Origin of the sequence: Paenibacillus sp. 598K (genome assembly GCF_003851045.1) — a bacterium.
In the GTDB taxonomy this organism is placed as follows: domain Bacteria; phylum Bacillota; class Bacilli; order Paenibacillales; family Paenibacillaceae; genus Paenibacillus_D.
The window spans coordinates 1-18,294 of sequence record NZ_BFBX01000096.1; the positions used below are offsets into that span (position 1 = coordinate 1).

Here is an 18,294-nt window from a genome sequence, read left to right on the forward strand (position 1 = left end):
AATCCCTCGGCCGGAGCGCCGCTTGCCTCCAGCAATCCCTCGGCCGGAGCGCCGCTTGCCTCCAGCAATCCCTCGGCCAGAGCGCCGCTCGCCTCCAGCAGTCCCGCAGCCTGGAGGGCGCGGTACGTCAGCAGCGTCATCTCGTCGCGGGTGATTGGGCGCGCAGGCTCGAAGCGATTGCCCCCGCTGCCCTGGACGATGCCGAGCGCCTGCGCGGCAGCGACGGCATCGCTATAATACGCCTGCGAGTCGACATCGACGAAGGATAGGTGGGCGTCAATGGCCCGGGCGTCGTCTATGTTCAGTCCATCGCCCCCCATCCGACCGACTACGCTCAGTTCCGACTCGAGGAGCCGCATCAGCAGCGTCACATAGTCGGCGCGCGTCAGAGATGCGCGCGGCTCGAAGCGCTCGGCAGAGACGCCGCGCACGATGCCCTTGGCCGCCAGCACCTCGATCGCATGGCGCATCTCGTCCTGCGCCGGCGCGTCGGCGAAGCTCGGCTGGCGGTAGGCGACAGTGAACGTCCCCTCCGGCCGGGCGCTGAATCGCATCGCCCCCAGCTCGGCATCGTAACGTCCGCTGGCGACGATGCCCGTCGATCCGTCCTGAGCAGCGTGAGCGATGACAAGAAACTCCGGATCGCTGAGTTGTGCAGCCGTCGGCTTGTAAGGTAGCACGGCCGTCACCGGGAGCGCTAGCGCATCCGCAGGCACAGGCTTGCCATCGATCAACACCGCGATGGAGAGGCTGCTGCCCGTCCCGGTCAAGCGCACGGTCGCGCTCTTCGCATCGGTAGAGCTTACCTTCAGCCATCCGGTTGGCAGGATGACGCTGCCGGTGCGGGTGCGCAGCTCAAGCGCGACGCCGCCAGCGGCATCCAGCGCAGCGAGCGGCAGCTCCTGCTCGATTGCGCCTCGGGCCGGCACATCGACGACGATCGTGTCGAGGCCGTCTACGCGAGCTTGCTCCAGCGCCGTCGTCCAGGCATCGGCGTCGAAGGTCGAGCGCGTCACGGACAGACCTTGGCGCGAGACGGCCGGTGTGATGACGACGGACTTTCCGTCATTCCCAGGCCCAGGCTGCCCAGGCTCCGTGGACGTCCCGCCAGAGGCACCAGACCCGCCTGTCCCGGCACTCGTACCAGGCGTCACCGTCCCGGAGCCGTTGTTGCCATTAGCGCCCCCGGCTCCATTGCCACCCGTACTGCCGCCGTTCCCCCCAGAGCCATCCGTCCCTCCGCCGGACGCCGGTTCGAACACGCGCACATAGTCGACGTACAGGTCGAGCTGGTCGTGGTAAGGCTCGAGCTTGATCGGCCAGCCGCCGCCGAGCGCCAGGTTGATCATAAAGAAGAGCGGTGTGTTGGCCTGCTCGAAGGTCGGATGACGCCACACCTCGACGTTATCGATGTAATAGATGATCTCCTCAGGCGTCACCTTGGTGCCGTAGATATGCCAGGTCGACGCATTGTCGCCGTAAGCAAAGTTGTCCGAGGCGCAGTTGGTCTCGTGCTGTTCGGGATTGCCTACCCACCAGTGCGTCGACTGGCACGCGCCCTGCGGGTCGTGGCCGTAGGCCTCGATCGTGTCCAGCTCTGCCGACGATGGCAGGCGATTGGGCCCGAAGCTGTTCTGGCTCATCAGCCAGAAGGCGGGCCAGGCGCCCTTGCCCGCAGGCATCTGCATGCGCGCCTCGAAGTAGCCGTTGGTGGCGGCGATGCCCGTGCCGTCGAGACGGACGGAGGAGAGCAGACCGCCGATATATTTGCGGTTCCAGCCCATCGGATCGACATAGCCGTCTGGCGCTTTGGTGACGCGGATGCGCAGGAAGCTGTCGCCGAGGATCGAGAACGGGTTGACCGGATCGGTCGGATCGTTGAAGATCGCTTCGCCGAACTGCGAGCCGTTCGGCCAGTCCGGCTTCGTCGAGGTGTAGGTCGTACCGACGCCGGTCTTGGAGACGGAGAGCGGTCCGCCGAAGTCATCCTGGAACTTGACGACCATCCCCTGCGCCTGCGGCGGAGCGGCAGGCAAGCCGATCCGCCAGGCGACGCCGCCTTCATTATAGAGCTGGACATAGGAGTTGGCGGTGACCGCTTCCTCATCCTCAGCCGGCGTGGCATCCCAGCCCTTGAGGACGACGGTCAGCGGTCCGCGCGGGAAGTCGTCGGCATCGAACGCTAGGCTGCCATAACCGCTCGCATCGAGGGCAATCTCCGGGAATTCGTAGGCGTAGCCGTTCGGATCGGGATGCGCCTCGTCCGGCTGCCGCCAGATCGATGCCTGCACATGCGTCACATCTGGCGAGTAGAAAGTCAGCTCGGTCTCCCCCGAGACCGTCGTACCCAGCTCGGGCGAAGTGACGAGGATGTACGGACTTGGCGCGATCGCCGCCGGCGGCGCAGGCAGCGGCTGCATCTGGTCGTCGACATAGACGATCTCGGTCACGCCGGTCGCGGCTCCGCCCTTATGGGTGAAGACGACGCGGTAGCGATCGGAGATGACGGTGTCGAAGGCGATGAGCAGCAGATCGTTGCCTTTGGGCTGGACCGGAGTAGAGACGGCACCCGACACAGCGACGAAGGCGGTACCGTTCCAGTATTGGACTTCTGCCGAGGTCGGCGCTTGCACGCCGCCGCCATCGTCATACAGATAGATGCCCGCATGATTGACGGAGCGCGGCTGCGGGTAGGCTGTCTCGACCCAGTCGGTCGCGCTCGCGGTGCCATAAGCGGTCCAGCGGTTGCGCGGGAAGTCGGTAAACGAGACGATGCCGTCGTTGATCACGGTTGCCGGATCGCCAGGATTGGCGTAGGACGCCGTAGCTGTCCCGGCAGCAGGCTCGGCAGGCAACGTATGCCGGGTCGAGTCGACGTAGGTAATCTCGGTCGCGCCCGACTTGGCGTCCCCGGCATGGACGAGGACGACCCGGAAGCGCTGCGCCTCGACAGGGTCGAAGGTGACGAGGTTGAGCGCATTGCCCTGCGGCTGCTGCGGCGAACGGACTTGTCCCGTGACGGTAGTCCACTGCCCCAGAGCATCCTGATACTGCACCTCGAAGGAAGCGGGTGTCTTGATGCCGCCGCCGTCCGAGAACAGATAGATGCCGACGGCATCCTTGACGACTGGAGTGCCGAAGTTGCTCTGGAGCCAGTCCGTCGCGTTGGGCGACTCATAGGCCGTCCAGCGGTTCTTCGGATCGTCGCTATAGGAGATGATGCCGTCGTTCAGATGGCCGACCTGGTCGAGCCGGAACGTGTACGACGCCGACACGATGCCGAGCGGCACGAGCTCGGCGCCGGGCAGCGGCTCGACGGCCGAGTCCCAGTAGCGCAGCTCGGTGACGCCGCTCTTGGCCGTGCCATGCGTCAGCACGATGCGGAAGTCGGTCGAGGCCACCGGATCGAAGCGGATCAGGTTCAGCTCGTTGCCTGTCGGCTGGGCAGGCGCCGCCGTCGGCGACGAGACGTCCGCCCAGCCCTGACCGTCCCAATATTGCACCTGGATCGATGCAGGCTCGCGGATGCCGCCGCCGTCGGCGAACAGGTAGACGCCGACCGCGTCCTTGGTACGTGCGGACGCATACGTCGTTCGGATCCAGTCCTGGCTGTTGGGCGATTCGTAGGAGGTCCAGCGATTTTTGGGCGACTCGCTGTAGGAGATGATGCCGTCGATGACGTGGGCGAGCTGGTCGCCGTGATACGTGTAAGAGGCGGTTACGGTCTCATCCGGCCCCGGCTCTGCGGCTGCAGCGGCAGGCGGGAGCTGGATCAGACTCGCGCAGAGCGCGAAGACGAGCGCGAGCAGGAGGCCGGGTTGATGGAGCAATCGATTCATGTGAGTCTGGCACCTCGGTTCAGTCGGTATTCCACGACGCAACCCCCCGGATTGCGAAGATGGTGCCTTATACGATACCGAAAGCCGCCCGCGCCGAACATCGTCTAATGATGACATTGCCTCTACCATTGTCTACCTTTGTGGACCGAGAGCGCTGCTCAGGCACGATGTCAATAAATGCAGATCGAAAGTCGGCAACGGCAGATGGCGAAATTGCCCAGAGTCCGTATACTCGAAATTGCATCACCCAAACTATCGAAGGGCTGTGACAAGATGACGATGACAGGATTCAGCAGCAAGGCCAGCAAGCGATGGAGGCGGATGATTTCTTTTGCGATTGTAAGCGCATTCCTGGTGGCGATGATCCCTGGCGTAAGCGTATCCGCTTATGATACCGGGGCTACGGTCAGCGCCTCCTACACGTTCTATATGGATCAGGTCGGCCACGTCAATGACGGTATCGTCTCCTACACCAACGACCCGCGCAACCGCTGGACGGCGTACGAGTCGCCGAACGCAACCGACTGGGTGCAGACCGACTTTGGTACGTCGGTGAGCAAAAGCTCGGCCGATATCTATGTATTCGACGATGGCGGCGGTGTCCGGGCGCCCAGCGCGATGGCGGTCCAATATTGGGACGGCAGCGCATGGGCCAACGTAGCGAGCCCGGCGATGACGCCGACCGCTCCGGCTGCCAATCAGAAGCATACGATCACCTTTACGGCGGTCAGCTCGTCGAAATTCCGCGTTGTCTTCACGCATGCGGCAGGGGCACGCACCGGCATTACCGAGATCGCGTACGGCACAGCTACAGGAGGCGGCACAGATCCTGGTCCGGGGACGGGAGAACCGCCGGTGACCCAGCCCGGCAACTACCCGATGCATCAAGTGAGCGTCGTATCGCCAAGCTATGGAGCAACGGTGAACGGCGATGTGACGATCAAGTTCTACGCGCCAGGCATGCAGAACGTCTGGGCCCGCGCCTGGAAGCAGCCGGATGCCGCCAACCCTGGCGTCAATGGCTATGACTCCTGGTTCGCTCGCGTGACGCCGGATGCCAATGGCTATGCCGAGGTGGTGTTTCCGGCTGCCCAGTTCCCGCATGGTCCGACGACCGTCATCCTGAGCGCGTGGGACTCCGCAGAGGGCAATCCGAACTTTACGCATTCCGACAACTGCTATGTCCAGCTCTTCAATGAAGGCGGCGTCGTCTGGAAGCGCGGTCTGCCGTCTGCGCCGCCGCAAGCCGCCGGTATGAGCGTGCTCTATGCTGACGACTTCACAGGTCCGCTCTCGGTATCCCGTACAGGCGCAGGGGCGACCTATGCCTCGGCCAAGCCGGACGCGCCGGGCGGCACCGAGTTCGGCGAAGCGATCTTCGCGAACGCCGACAGCACGCATCAGCCATTCGCTATCCTGGGCGACAACTACCTGCGCATCCGCGCCAAAAAAGCGCCTGCCGGCACCGTCGATCCGATGGGCTGGAACCGTACCTTCACGAGCGGTCTGCTCTCCTCAATGCGGACAGACGGGACAGGCATCGCGGCGACGTACGGCTACTTCGAGGCGCGCATGCTGATGCCTGCGGGCAAAGGCGCATGGCCGGCCTTCTGGCTGATGAGCCAGAACAGCATCTCCGAGGGCGTCCACTCGACGGCGGAGATCGATACGATCGAGGCGTACGGCCATAATCCGCAAGGCGCATGCCAGGCCAAGCACTGGTGGGAGGGCAGCCCGGAGATGCATGAGACGTATTGCTCGTCGTCGAGCTTTGCCTTTGGCGACAACGCGTCGACGTGGCATATCTATGGGACGAAGATTACGCCGACAGACACGATCTACTACATCGACAACGTCGAGGTATGGCGTCATGCGACGTTCGAGCAAGCCAAGACGCCGATGTACTTTATGGTCAACCTGGCGCTCGGCGGCGGCTGGCCGGTCGATCTGGAGCGCTACAATAATCAGATCGATCTGTACGTCGATTACATCCGCGTCTTCCAGTAAAATCGGCAGCGCGAGGGTAGAGAACAGTAGAGCGGTTGTCAATAATGGACGATAGGAACGAGGCGCGGCGTGCGCTATCATAAAGCCATGAGGAGCGCTTCCTTGACACATCATCGCCTGGGGGGAAAATACACATGAAAGCAACACGTCGCAACAAATACGCCATCGTCGCCATGGCAGCCGCGCTGGCTCTGACCTCGGCTTGCAGCAACGCGGGCACTCCGAACAACGGCGCGGCCACGCCGCCGCCGGCAGCAGAGACCAATACGAACACGCCGACGGACGAGACGCCGCAGATCGATCCGAACGCCAAATACGATCCGCCGATCGAAGTGACGACGGTCCGCTACACCGACTCCTCGTTCCGCTTCCCGGAGGGCGACTCGATCGACAGCAACGTCTGGACTCGGGCCTATGAGAGCGATCTCGGCATCAAGGTGAAGAACCTGTGGGTCGTCAACGGCGAACAATACAACCAGAAGGTCAATCTGTCGATCGCCTCCAAGGAGCTGCCCGATATGTTCATGGTCGACGCCAAGCAGTTCCGCGAGCTGGCCGAGGCCGGGCAGCTCGAGGATCTGACGACGTTCGTCGAGCAATACGGCTCCGAGCTGACCAAGGAGATGATCGAGCGGGGCGCCAACGCGAAGTCGGCGGCCACGTACGACGGCAAGCTGCTGGCGATCCCGCCTGCCGAGGACTACTACGGCGGCGCGCCGCTGCTGTGGGTGCGCACCGACTGGCTGGAGAAGCTGAAGCTGCCGGAGCCGAAGACGATGGACGATCTGCTCAAGATCTCCGAGGCGTTCACCAACGGCGACCCGGACGGTGACGGTCAGAACAACACGTACGGACTGGCGGCCTCCAAGGATCTGATCGGCGGCTACCCGGACCTCTCCGGCTTCATGAACGGCTACCACGCCTACATGAACATCTGGATCAAGGACGAGAACGGTCAACTGGTTAACGGCAGCGTGCAGCCGGAGATGAAGACGGCGCTCGGCAAGCTGCAGGAGATGTACAAGGCGGGACAGATCGACAAGGAATTCGGCGTCAAGGACGGCGGCAAGGCAGCCGAGCTGCAGACCGCAGGCAAGGTCGGCATGAACTTCGGCGCGATGTGGAATCCGCTGTGGCCGTTGCAAGACTCCGTCAACAACGACCCGAATGCCGAGTGGGGCGCATTCCCGATCCCGTCGGCGGACGGCACGCCGGCGAGCGCGCAGGCCAAGGCCGACTTCAACTCCTTCTGGGTCGTCAAGAAGGGCGCGGCGCATCCCGAGGCGATCGTCAAGCTGTTTAACCTGTACAACGAGAAGATCGTCAGCGAGAATGCCGATCCGGCTAACTTCCATAGCGCAGATGGCTTCGAATTTTTCAAATATGCGCTCATGAGCAACGGCTTCGGCACACCGCAAGGTCTGCTGAGCGTCCACAAAAACGTCGTCGCCGCGCTCGAGTCGAAGGACCCGTCGCAACTGATCCCGGAGGAGAAGAGCTACTATGACAACATCGAGCTGTTCCTCGGCGGCGACCGCAAGCAATGGGGCACCAACAAGGTATTCGGCGCGAACGGCTCCTGGGCAGTCATCGGCGCGAACTATGCGGACAATGGCTTGCTGAAGAAAAGCGAGTTTTACGGCGCGCCTACCGAAGGAATGACCGAAAAGCAAGCGATCCTCGACAAGCTCGTGCTCGAGACGTTCACGAAGATTATCCTCGGCGCGCCGATCGACAGCTTCGACAGCTTTGTCTCCGACTGGCACAAGCTGGGCGGCGAGCAGATCACGAAGGAAGTTAACGAATGGTACGCTAGCAAGTCCTAATCGCATCTTCCACGCGACCGTCCGGGAGCCGAAGCCGGCTTTCGGACGGTTTGTTATGCCCAGAAAGGAGTAGTCATTATGTTCAGAGCCCGATTCAAACGTCAGCTCCCGCTTCATCTGATGGTTGTGCCCTCATTTCTGCTGGTTCTGGTGTTCAGCTATGGTCCGATCGGCGGGCTCGTCATCGCTTTTCAGAAATTCTCGATTGTCAAAGGGTTGTTCGACTCCGACTTCGTCGGCTGGGCCAACTTCGAGTACATGTTCGCCCTGCCCGACATCTGGCTCGTCATCCGCAACACCGTAGCGATCGCTTCGATGAAGATTGTCGCCGGACTCGCTGTGCCCATCGTCGTCGCGCTGCTGCTCAACGAGCTGCGCGCTCGCGTATTCAAGCGTTGGATTCAGACGCTGATCTACCTGCCTCACTTCTTGTCCTGGATTATCCTGGGGGGCATCCTGATCGATATCCTGTCCCCGACGAGCGGCATCGTCAACCAATTCCTCGGCGTGTTCGGCATCGAGCCGATCTTCTTCCTTGGCAGCACCTCCTGGTTCCCGGGCGTCATCGTCATCTCGGACGTCTGGAAGGAATTCGGCTTCAGCACGATCGTCTATCTCGCGGCGCTCACGAGCATCAATCCGGCGTTGTACGAAGCGGCGGTCATCGATGGGGCGAATCGCTGGAAGCAGACCTTGCATATTACGATTCCCGGCATGCTGCCGATCGTCGTCCTGCTGGCGACGCTCAGTCTGGGCAATGTGCTCAATGCCGGCTTCGATCAAATATTCAATCTGTACAGTCCGCAAGTGTACGAGACCGGCGATATTATCGATACGCTCGTGTACCGGCTTGGTCTGGAGCAGGCGCAATATGCGCTGGCAACGGCTGTAGGCTTATTGAAATCGGTCGTGTCGCTCGTCATGATCTCCGGCTCTTATTATCTGGCCTATCGGTTTGCCAACTACAGAATATTCTAAAGAGGAGGCGATAGCAGCATGGTTACCAATTCAACGTCTGGCAAGCTGTTCAACGCTGCGAATGCGGTCTTCCTGCTCGTGCTGGCGATTCTGTGCTTGCTGCCCCTGGTCAATGTGTTGGCCGTCTCATTCAGCTCCAGCACGGCTGCGAGCGCCGGTCTGGTGAAGCTGTGGCCGGTCGAATTTACCTGGAAGGCCTATGAATATGTGCTGCAGAAGCCCGAGTTTCTGCGCGCCTTTACCGTCAGTCTGGAGCGGGTGGCGATCGGCACGGTGCTCAATATGCTGCTCACGATTACGCTGGCCTATCCGCTGTCCAAGGAGCCGACGGCGTTCTTCGGGAGACTGTTCTATGTGTGGTTCTTTGTCGTCACGATGCTCGTCAGCGGCGGCCTTATCCCGTGGTATCTGATCATCCAGCAGCTCGGCATGCTCGGCTCGATCTGGGCGCTGGTGCTGCCGGGCGCGGTCAATGTGTTTAATGTCGTGCTACTGCTTAACTTTTACCGGGGCTTGCCGCGAGAGCTGGAGGAGGCCGCCTTCGTCGATGGCGCGGGGCACTGGAAGATCCTTTGGCGCATCTACGTGCCGCTGTCGCTGCCCGCGCTGGCGACGCTCATCCTGTTCACGATGGTCGGTCACTGGAACTCGTGGTTCGACGGGCTGATCCTGATGAACTCGCCGGCGGACTATCCGTTGCAGAGCTACCTGCAGACGGTCGTCATCAACCGCGATCTCAGTCTGATCACGATGGCGGACGCAGAGACGCTAGCGATGGTATCGGACCGGACGATGAAGGGCGCGCAGATCTTCCTGGCGGCGCTGCCGATCATCTGCGTCTATCCGTTCCTGCAGCGCTTCTTCATCAAGGGTATCGTTATGGGCAGCGTCAAGGAATAGGCGTACGGATAAGGACAGGAAGAAGAGGAACAGGTACAGCATCAGGGACAACGATAAGGTTGGGAAGGGGAAGAGAACACGATGAACGATATAGATACGGAGACCTTCCGCCATCTGCGGACGACGGACAAGCGGAGCGCGCCGGTGCTGCAAGGCTCGGGGGAGGCTGGCGCGTTCGATGCGCTGGCGGTCGATTGTCCGTTCGTATTCCGCCACGGCGGGAGGTTCTATATGATGCACGTCGGCTTCGACGGAGACGGCTACCAGACGGCGCTCGCCACCAGCGACAATCTGACGGACTGGCGGCATGAGGCGGTCATCCTCGGGCGCGGCGCGGCGGGCTTGCGCTGGGACTGGGTCGGCGCGGCGGGCTCGTGGCTGCTGCTGGACTCCAACGACCTGTACGAGATGCCGACGCTGCGGCAGGTGGACGGTCGCTACTGGATGGTCTATCACGCCTACCCCGAGCTCGGCTATGAGGCGGGGGGCGCTCAGATGGGGCTGGCCTGGTGCGAGGATGAGGATCTGCTCACCTGGCATCGACTCGAGGAGCCGATCTTCGCCTACGAGGGCGGCGATGGCTGGGAGGCGGGCGGCCTGTACAAATGCTGCGTCATCGCGCATGAAGGCGAGTACCGGATGTACTATAACGCGAAAAATCGGCCGGAGTGGCCGTGGACGGAGGAGACGGGACTGGCGGTGTCGGACGATCTGCGGCACTGGCGCAGACATGCCGCCAATCCGGTCATGGCCGCTGCGCCGGGGACCTTCTACTCTTCGTTCCTCAGCGATCCATGCATCCGCTATGACGAGCGGAGCGGCTATTGGGTCAACTTTGGCTTTGGCTTCGACGGCGCGCACTCGCAGGGCTTGCTCGCCGTATCGCGCGACCTGGAGCGTTGGGACATCTTGCCCGAGCCTTGGCTGCCGCGAGGCGGCGCAGGCGAGCTGGACGAGACGCATGCGCACAAGTCGTCGGTCGTCTGCTGGGAGGGGACGCTCTATCATTACTATTGCGCTGTGCGGCCGGTCCGGGACGGCGATGCGACCGACAGCGGCGGCGAGTACCGCTGCATCGCGCTGGCGACGAGGTCGCTGGACGGAGAGGGAGGGGAGGCGTCATGACGAGCATGGCGACTAACCATGCGATGAACACTTCGACTAACCATGCGACGAACACCGCGACGCCGGTAGACGAGGTCGACCCGTATATCGGCTCGGTCGGTCATCTGCTGCTGGCGACGACGCCCTTCGCGCAGCTGCCGCATGGCATGGCGCAGTTGTGGCCCATCGTGACCGGTGGCAATGACCGCTACACCGCACCCTTGCTGGAGGGCGTCCGGCTCTGCTGGGCGACGCTGACGGCGACGGCGGGCAAGAGCGGCGCCGATCGTCTGGCCAACGCATCGCTATACGATCATGACCACGAGACGGCTACGCCTTACAGCTATGCCGTGCTGCTGGAGGATGAGGAGATCGAGCTGGAGGCCGCTGTCGGGCGGCGCAGCGCGATCTTCCGCATCAACTTCCCGGCGTGCTCTGCGGCGCGGCTGCTGCTCCGGCTGCCAGCGGGCGCGACGGTGGAGACGCAGGGCGAGGGACGGCTGGCGATCCATGCGCGCGAGCGCGGCGTGCCGTGCTACATGGAGCTGCAGCTGAGTCGACCGTGGCAGGAGGTGAAGAAGTGGCAGCAGGATGAGGAGAGCATCTGCGAGATCCTGCTCGGCGAGACGGCGGGCGAGCGTCTGGAGCTGAAGGCGGGTATCTCCTATGTGTCCGCCGGGTCGGCGGCTGCGCATCTGCGGCTGGAGCTGGGCGACGCAGATATCGAGACGCTGAAGCGTCGCAGTCACGACGTCTGGAACGAGGCGCTCGGTCGGATCGAGGTGAGCGGCGGCACGCGGGAGCAGCGGTCGGCGTTCTACACGGCGCTCTACCGCTCGCTGCTGCCGATGATGAACATCACCGAGGCGGACGGGCGGCACTATAGCGGCTTCGACAGCCAGGTGCACGATCATGACGGTCGCGATCACTACACGATGGACAATCTGTGGGACAGCTATCGCTGCCTCCATCCGTTGCAGCTGCTGCTGGAGCCGCAGCGACAGGTCGATATGATCGCCTCGTATCTGCGGATGTACGAGCAGTCGGGCTGGCTGCCGCAGTTCCCGGACCTGGCTGGGGATCGGCCATATATGAGCGGCAATCACGCCGCTGCCTTCTTCGCCGATACGTATGCCAAGGGGGTGCGGGACTTCGACGTGGCCAAGGCGTACGAGGCGGTGCGGCGCAATGCGCTGGAGGCGACGATGCTGCCATGGACGGACAACGGGCCGCTGACGGAGCTGGACCGACTCCATGCGCAGCTCGGCTATATGCCGGCGCTGCCGCGCGGGGGTGAGGAATGGGTGCCGGAGGTGGACGGTTATGAGCGCAGACAGGCGGTGTCGGTGACGCTGGAGCATGCCTACGACGACTGGTGCGCGGCGCTGCTCGCCGAGGCGGCAGGCTGTGAGGATGAGGCCCGCTCGCTGCGGGAGCGCGGGACGTATTACCGCAACCTGTTCGACGAGCGGATCGGCTTTATGGCGCCGCGCACCGCAGACGGCGCGTGGGTGCCGGACTTCGATCCGACGCGGGACGGCGGTCAGGGCGGACGGGATTATTTCGCCGAGTGCAATGCCTGGATCTATACGTTCCATGTGCAGCACGACATCGACGGGTTGAGCAGGCTGCTGGGCGGCCCGGCGGGCCTGGAGGCCAAGCTCGACGCGCTGTTCGCGGCGACGTGCGGCGGGGCGAAGTACGAGTTCCTGGCGCAGTTCCCCGACTCGACCGGGCTGATGGGCCAGTACTGCCAAGGCAACGAGCCGGCCTTCCACATCCCGTACCTGTACAATTATGCAGGCGCGCCGTGGAAGACGCAGCGCAAGCTTCGCGAGATTATGAAGCTGTGGTTCACCGCGAGCCCCCACGGCATCTGCGGCGACGAGGACTGCGGCGCGATGTCGTCGTGGTATGTGTGGTCGGCGATGGGCCTCTATCCGGTCTGCCCCGGCAAGCCCGTCTATGATATCGGCAGTCCGATCTTCGAGGAGGTGCGGATCGCGCTCGGAGAGGGCCGCGACTTCGTCATCCGGGCGGAGGGCGTATCGGAGCGTAACAAGTACATCCAGTCGGCCACGCTGAACGGCGAGCCGTGGCACGCCGCCGCACTGCCACATGAGGCTATGGTCGGCGGCGGGGAGCTGTTGCTGCGCATGGGGCCGCGCCCCAACAAGGCGTGGGGGCTGGAGCGGCTGGACGGCCCTCAGACGCGTGCGGCAGATGGGGCGGCGGAGGAATAGGGACGCTAAACTCCTGCTGTTTTTGGCAGGATAGAAACACATACATGCAAAAATACATTTATTCTCGGTAAGATGGAATAGAAACAGGTAAATAAATGCAAATGTACACTTAATGGAACTCAAATCGCTTCATTATGCCTCTAGTTCCAAAAATAACTGCACTATTGCATTAAAATCTCGTTTGCACACGTTATAGAGCATAAATAGTTGTATTATTGCAGTTGCGCGATGGCATGGACCGCTTTAGTAATACACTTACGCAGTCTGGGCGAGAGCCAGCCTGCTGATATGGCCCAACAGGTCCGCGGTGTGAGCGTCGGGCCTTTTAGAATCTGGCCCGCGCGCCGTCGGCTTCGTCCCGTCTGGCTGCCTGGTGTGTACGCCTAGACGGCGGGCCTGTCTCGTCTGGCGCGTCAAGCGAGACCTGACAGGTCTTCACACCCGCCCTGTCGACTCGGCATCGCGGTAGTCCTGGGGCGTCAGCCCTGCCTCCCGCTTGAAGAAGCGGCCAAACGAGGTCGCGGAGTCAAAGCCGACCTTGCCGGCGATCTCCTGAATCTTGACCGAGGAGTAGCGCAGCAGCTCCTTGGACTTGTCGAGCCGCAGTCTGGCGATATGCTCCGATACGCCTTGGCCGGTCTGCTGCTTGAATAGCCGGGACAGATACGTCGGATTCAGATAGACGATGCCGGCCAGGCGGACGAGCGAGAGATCTTCGTGGAGATGAGTCTCGATGAAGGTCTTCAGCTTCTGGACGACGTATGCCGCGCCCTCCTCCTGTGTGTGATGCCGCGACTCGATGAACCGGACGAGCGCGCCGCGCAAGTAGGCGAGCGCCTCGTCCCATGACTCATGCTCATCCAGCGAGAGGAGCCGCAGCAGCGGCTCCTCTGCTGACGTTGGAGCGCCCTCGTCTCCGGCTGAGCTCTCCTCCGAGGAGAGCAGCAGATAGCAGACGCCGTGGTACAGCTCGGCGTGGAACCTGCGGCTGCGGATCGTCTGGCGGGACAGCTCGGCGAGCTCGTCGAAGTCGTCGAGCAGCCGCTGCTCCATGCCCAGCTCGGTCGATAACAGACGCCGCAGCTTGTGGCGGGCGACAGTCTCGTCGGGCTGAGACGGCGGCTTGGCGTCGAAGTTGCGGTTGAAAGCGTCGGTGAGCAGTGTCCCGTCATCCGCGCCGAAGCCAAAGAACAGCATCCGCTTCAGCTCGGCGAGCTTGGCTGGCAGCTGCGTCCAGGCGATCGGTCCGGCGCTGGCGGCAAACGAGACGGACAGCTTCAGGTAACGTCGGCAGGCCGACTGGATGGCCTCGAGTCGTGTGTGCACGAGCTCCTGCCAGCACTCGGCATCTACCGGCGCCTCGTCTGCTGCAGCGTTTGGCGCATCGACAGACGCATCCTCTGCCGTATCGTTTGGCGCATCGACAGGTGTACCGACAGACGCATCGACAGGCGTATCGTCCGTGCTGCGGACCGCCTGGATAAGCGTCATGAGCAGCGTCGGCTCCGGCTGGGCGGCGAGCTGGCGATAGCCCTGCCAATGCTCGCCGGCGATGTTCTGCACGGCATAACGGAGCAATGCCTTGTCGGACTCGCTGTGCTCGGCTGCGAAGCCGTCGATGCGTCCGACGAGCAGCAGCACAGCGCTGTCCGCATCGAGCGGCAGCTCCAGCTCCTCGAAGCGGGTCGTTCTGGCGGTCGCCAGACCGTGGAGCAGCTCTCGCACGTATTCGCTCTGCCGCGCCCCGAGCGACTGATTCCATTGCGTGCGGGCTCGCTCCAGCAGCTGCTCGCGATCATCGGCCTGCTCGAGATGGGCGATTGCTTTGCCCACTGCCCGCAGGATGGCATCGTCGCCGTCCATCTTCAGCACATAGTCGGTGCCGCCGCCCCGCATCGCCGTCTGGATGTAGGCGAAGTCGTCGTACCCTGACAGGAAGACGGCGCGACAGCGCGGCCAGCGCTTCGCCATCTCAGCTTGCAGCTCGAGCCCGTTCATGCCCGGCATGCGGATGTCGAGCAGAGCGATGTCGATCTGCGTCTCCTGCATGAGCCGCAACGCCTCCTCGGCGGACAGGACGCCATGCACCTCCAACTCGTAGGGCGCTTCCTCCGCGAACAGCTGCTTGAGCCCGCGCACGATATTCGGTTCATTGTCGACGATCAGCAGTCTGTACATCAGGCAAAATCCTCCTTGATCGGTATCGTCATAGTGATGCGCAGACCGCCGAGCGGACTGCGGTCGGCGACCAGCATCGCCTGCTCGCCGTAGTGAAGTCGGATGCGTTGCAGCACATTGCGCAGGCCCTCGCTCTCGGCTGGCCGCTCCGGATCCTCGAGCAGCGAGCGGATTCGCTGCATCGCTTCCTCGTCCAGTGCATCGCCATTGTCCTCGACGATGATGACGGCTTTGCCGCTGTCGCTATGGCAGAAGGCGATGTCGATCACCCCTTGATCGGCGCGGTCCTCGAGCCCGTGGTGGTACGCATTTTCGATCAGCGGCTGCAGGAACAGCTTGGGCACATGAAGATGCCGCAGCGACTCCGGTACCTCGCCGAAGCGGATGAGGATATGGTCTCCGAACCGGATGCTCTGGATCGCCGCATAGGAGCGGCAGAAGGCGACTTCCTGCTCCAGCTCCACATGATCCGCATTTTTGGTGACATACTTATAGTAATCCCCCAGATGCCAGGAGAAGGCAATGACCTTGTCGTTTTCCCGCAGCTTGGCCAGACGGTACAGGTTGAAGAAGCTGTTGTACAGGAAATGCGGATTGATCTGCGATTGCAGCTGCTTCAGCTCGGCGGCCTTGACCTGGTAGCGCTGCACATACACCTCGTCGATCAGCTCGCGCAGTCGGTTGACCGTACGGTTGAACTGATGGTACAGGTAGCTGAATTCATCGTCGCTCTCGGCTCGCAGCTGCTGATTGAGATTGCCGCTCTCGAGACTGCGGAACGCGCCGACGAGTCGTTTCATCGGGGCATGGATCATCCGGTAGAGTCGGTAGGAGAACAGCAGCACCAGCGCGACGGCGGCGATCGACAGACTCCACAGCCAGACGGCGTACTGGCGAAGCGGGCCGATCAGGCTCTTCTCCTCCAGGAACATCGCCAGCGACAGGCCAAGCCGAGGCGAGGTCTGGTGGAAGGCGTAATAGCGCGCCTTGCCTTCGGAGTACAGCTCGGGCTCGCCATCGGATACGCTATTCTGCAGGAACTCGAGTGTCTCGCTCCGTTCCTCAGGCAGGCTGCCGCTGGAGACGATCCAGCCCCACTCGCCGTCATGGAGCAGAGCGCCGCCGTCGCCGCTGACATTAAGACCGCCAAGCGAGGCGAGCAGCGCCTCGTTGGACAGCTCCAGCGCGATCGTGAAGCCTTGGCCGACCGGGCTGCTGTTGGGCACCGGCAGACTGAGCCACAGCCTGCCGTCATAGCGCGTGAACGGCGACTCGTACAGGTCGACCATCCGATTGAGCGCGACCGCTTCCTCTACAGGCAGTTCGTTGTAGGCGACGGCGGAGATTTTGCGATTCAGCGCCGGTACATTGACGAAGGCGTCTTTGACGTAAGGACTCATATTTTTGAGGATGAGCAGCTTGCGCTGCACGCTTTTGACCATAAAGGTGAACTGTTCGTCCGACAGGATGACGGAGGAGTAGGCCAAGTGGTTGAATTCGTCGTCGAGCACATACTGCTGCATCAGCGTCACCAGCGTGCCGACGTCCCCTTCGAGAGCATGCAGATAGTCTCGCAGCTTGTCCTGGGCGGCGCTCGTAATCTGCTCCCGCACCAGACGCTCGCTGCGCACGTTGACGATCAGGCTGAGGGTGACGAGCGGCAGGATGAGGACCAGGAAGGTCAGGAACAGCTTGTGGAATAAGGTAAGTCTGCCGATGCGCATAGCTGTTCGCTCCTCCCGCAATGTAGCTGATCTTTAGTATAGCATGACAACGGATTCATCCGGCTATCGAGCCCAAAGTGGTAAAGGTTCGTTGAACGAAAGTTGAGGATCGTCGTGCGTGTAGGGCCGGGCCGGCTGGGGGCGGCTGGGCCGTCAGCGGCCGCGGCTTAATGTCCGGTAAAGGTCGGAATGGCGTCGCTGCTGGTGATCCAACGAAAGTTTCTTTCGTTAAGGGTCGGGATGGCGTCGTTGCTGGTGATCCAACGAAAGTTTCTTTCGTTAAGGAGCCGAAAAGCGCCGCTGCTTGCGCTCAAACGAAAGTTTCTTTCGTTACCGGTCCCCAATGCGTCGCTGCCTGTGCTCCAATGAAAGTTTCTTTCGTTACAGGTCCGAAATACGCCGTTGCCAGCGCTCAACGAATGTAAAGCTTTTGAATTTAACTTTAAAAAATATAGTTACTTGACATTAAGGCGAGCCATAGGTTAAAGTACTTGCAACACTAATATGTCCTCGGGAGGAACTGACCATGACTTTTCATCGCGCGCCGCAAACATATGTGCGACAGGCAAACCTGAAGGTAAAGGATTTGCTGCGTTCGCTCGCCTATTATCAGGAGATCATCGGACTGCGTGTCCTGGAGCAGACGGCTACCCACGCGGCTCTGACGGCAGATGGCCGAACGGCGCTGCTGACGCTGGAGGCGCCGGCGCAGCCGAAGGCGGGGCGGACGACGGGGCTGTACCACTTCGCGCTCTTGCTGCCGACGCGGCGCGACCTGGCGCGATTCATCCGCCATTATGCGTCTACCGGTCTGCATCTCGGCTCCTCGGATCATACGGTGAGCGAGGCGCTCTACCTGTCCGATCCGGACGGCAATGGCATCGAGATCTATCGCGACCGCGACGCGGCATCGTGGACGTGGGACGAGAGCCAGGTGGCGATGGCGGTGGACCCGCTCGACTTTGACGATCTGATGACCGCAGACGATGGCGCGCCCTGGTCGGGACTGCCGAGCGGAACGATCATGGGGCACATCCATTTGCATGTCGCGGAGCTGGGCGATACGCTGACGTTCTATACGCAGGGGCTAGGCTTCGAGGTGGTCGCGCGTTACGGCAACCAAGCGGCCTTCATCTCGACCGGCGGCTACCATCATCATATCGGACTCAACACGTGGAATGGCGTCGGCGCGCCGCAGCCGCCAGCGAGCAGCGTCGGTCTGCGTTCGTATGAGATCGTCTATCCCGGCGAGGCAGCGCGCACCCAGGCGATCGAGCGGGTACAGGCGCTTGGCGCTGTCGTCGAGCCGGATGGCGAAGCTTTTGCGACCGTCGATCCGTCTGGCAATCGCATCCGACTGCTGGCCCAGTAGTCTTAGTTTTTAGTCTGGTATGAGGTCTTGGTAATGAAGGAGCGTTGCCCCGTGATTGAACGGGGGAACGCTCTTTTGGCGTGGGAGTCGCGGAGCGGTGCGATGCGTTAACTCTAGAAAGTA

At 62.2% G+C, this 18,294-nt stretch carries 10 protein-coding genes; 7 read left to right on the forward strand and 3 right to left on the reverse strand.

All coding sequences use genetic code 11. The features are described 5' to 3' along the window. Window positions 1-3,839 (reverse strand): discoidin domain-containing protein (locus PA598K_RS25630; protein WP_128659694.1); only part of this gene is annotated, 3,839 nt, incomplete at its 3' end. 273 nt (window positions 3,840-4,112) lie between these two features. Between PA598K_RS25630 and PA598K_RS25635 the strand changes: the two genes are divergently transcribed. From PA598K_RS25635 to PA598K_RS25660, 6 genes are all read left to right on the forward strand, one after another. After that, a complete protein-coding gene (locus PA598K_RS25635; protein ID WP_185602229.1) occupies window positions 4,113-5,846 on the forward strand; it encodes a glycoside hydrolase family 16 protein in 1,734 nt (577 codons plus the stop codon). Window positions 5,847-5,980: 134 nt separating this feature from the next. After that, entirely contained in the window at window positions 5,981-7,672 is a 1,692-nt protein-coding gene (locus PA598K_RS25640; RefSeq protein WP_128659696.1) for an extracellular solute-binding protein, read from the forward strand. 78 nt (window positions 7,673-7,750) lie between these two features. Next, window positions 7,751-8,650 carry an ABC transporter permease gene (locus tag PA598K_RS25645; protein ID WP_128659697.1) on the forward strand — a complete coding sequence of 300 codons (900 nt, stop codon included), beginning with the start codon at window positions 7,751-7,753 and terminating at the stop codon, window positions 8,648-8,650. A gap of 18 nt (window positions 8,651-8,668) precedes the next feature. Next, complete coding sequence (locus PA598K_RS25650; RefSeq protein WP_128659698.1) at window positions 8,669-9,550, forward strand: carbohydrate ABC transporter permease; 882 nt, start codon at window positions 8,669-8,671, stop codon at window positions 9,548-9,550. A gap of 81 nt (window positions 9,551-9,631) precedes the next feature. Further along, a complete protein-coding gene (locus PA598K_RS25655) occupies window positions 9,632-10,675 on the forward strand; it encodes a hypothetical protein (RefSeq protein WP_128659699.1) in 1,044 nt (347 codons plus the stop codon). Next, on the forward strand, window positions 10,672-12,897 hold the full coding sequence (locus tag PA598K_RS25660; protein ID WP_128659700.1) for a GH92 family glycosyl hydrolase: 2,226 nt from the start codon (window positions 10,672-10,674) through the stop codon (window positions 12,895-12,897). Before PA598K_RS25655 ends, PA598K_RS25660 begins: the two co-directional genes overlap by 4 nt. A gap of 435 nt (window positions 12,898-13,332) precedes the next feature. Here the strand turns inward: PA598K_RS25660 and PA598K_RS25665 are convergent, their stop codons facing one another. Next, a complete protein-coding gene (locus tag PA598K_RS25665) occupies window positions 13,333-15,075 on the reverse strand; it encodes a helix-turn-helix domain-containing protein (RefSeq protein WP_128659701.1) in 1,743 nt (580 codons plus the stop codon). Then, window positions 15,075-16,799 carry a sensor histidine kinase gene (locus PA598K_RS25670; RefSeq protein ID WP_128659702.1) on the reverse strand — a complete coding sequence of 575 codons (1,725 nt, stop codon included), beginning with the start codon at window positions 16,797-16,799 and terminating at the stop codon, window positions 15,075-15,077. Before PA598K_RS25670 ends, PA598K_RS25665 begins: the two co-directional genes overlap by 1 nt. A gap of 526 nt (window positions 16,800-17,325) precedes the next feature. Between PA598K_RS25670 and PA598K_RS25675 the strand changes: the two genes are divergently transcribed. Beyond that, window positions 17,326-18,171, forward strand: coding sequence for a VOC family protein (locus PA598K_RS25675; protein ID WP_128659703.1), 846 nt, complete (start codon window positions 17,326-17,328; stop codon window positions 18,169-18,171). Window positions 18,172-18,294 lie beyond the last annotated feature (123 nt).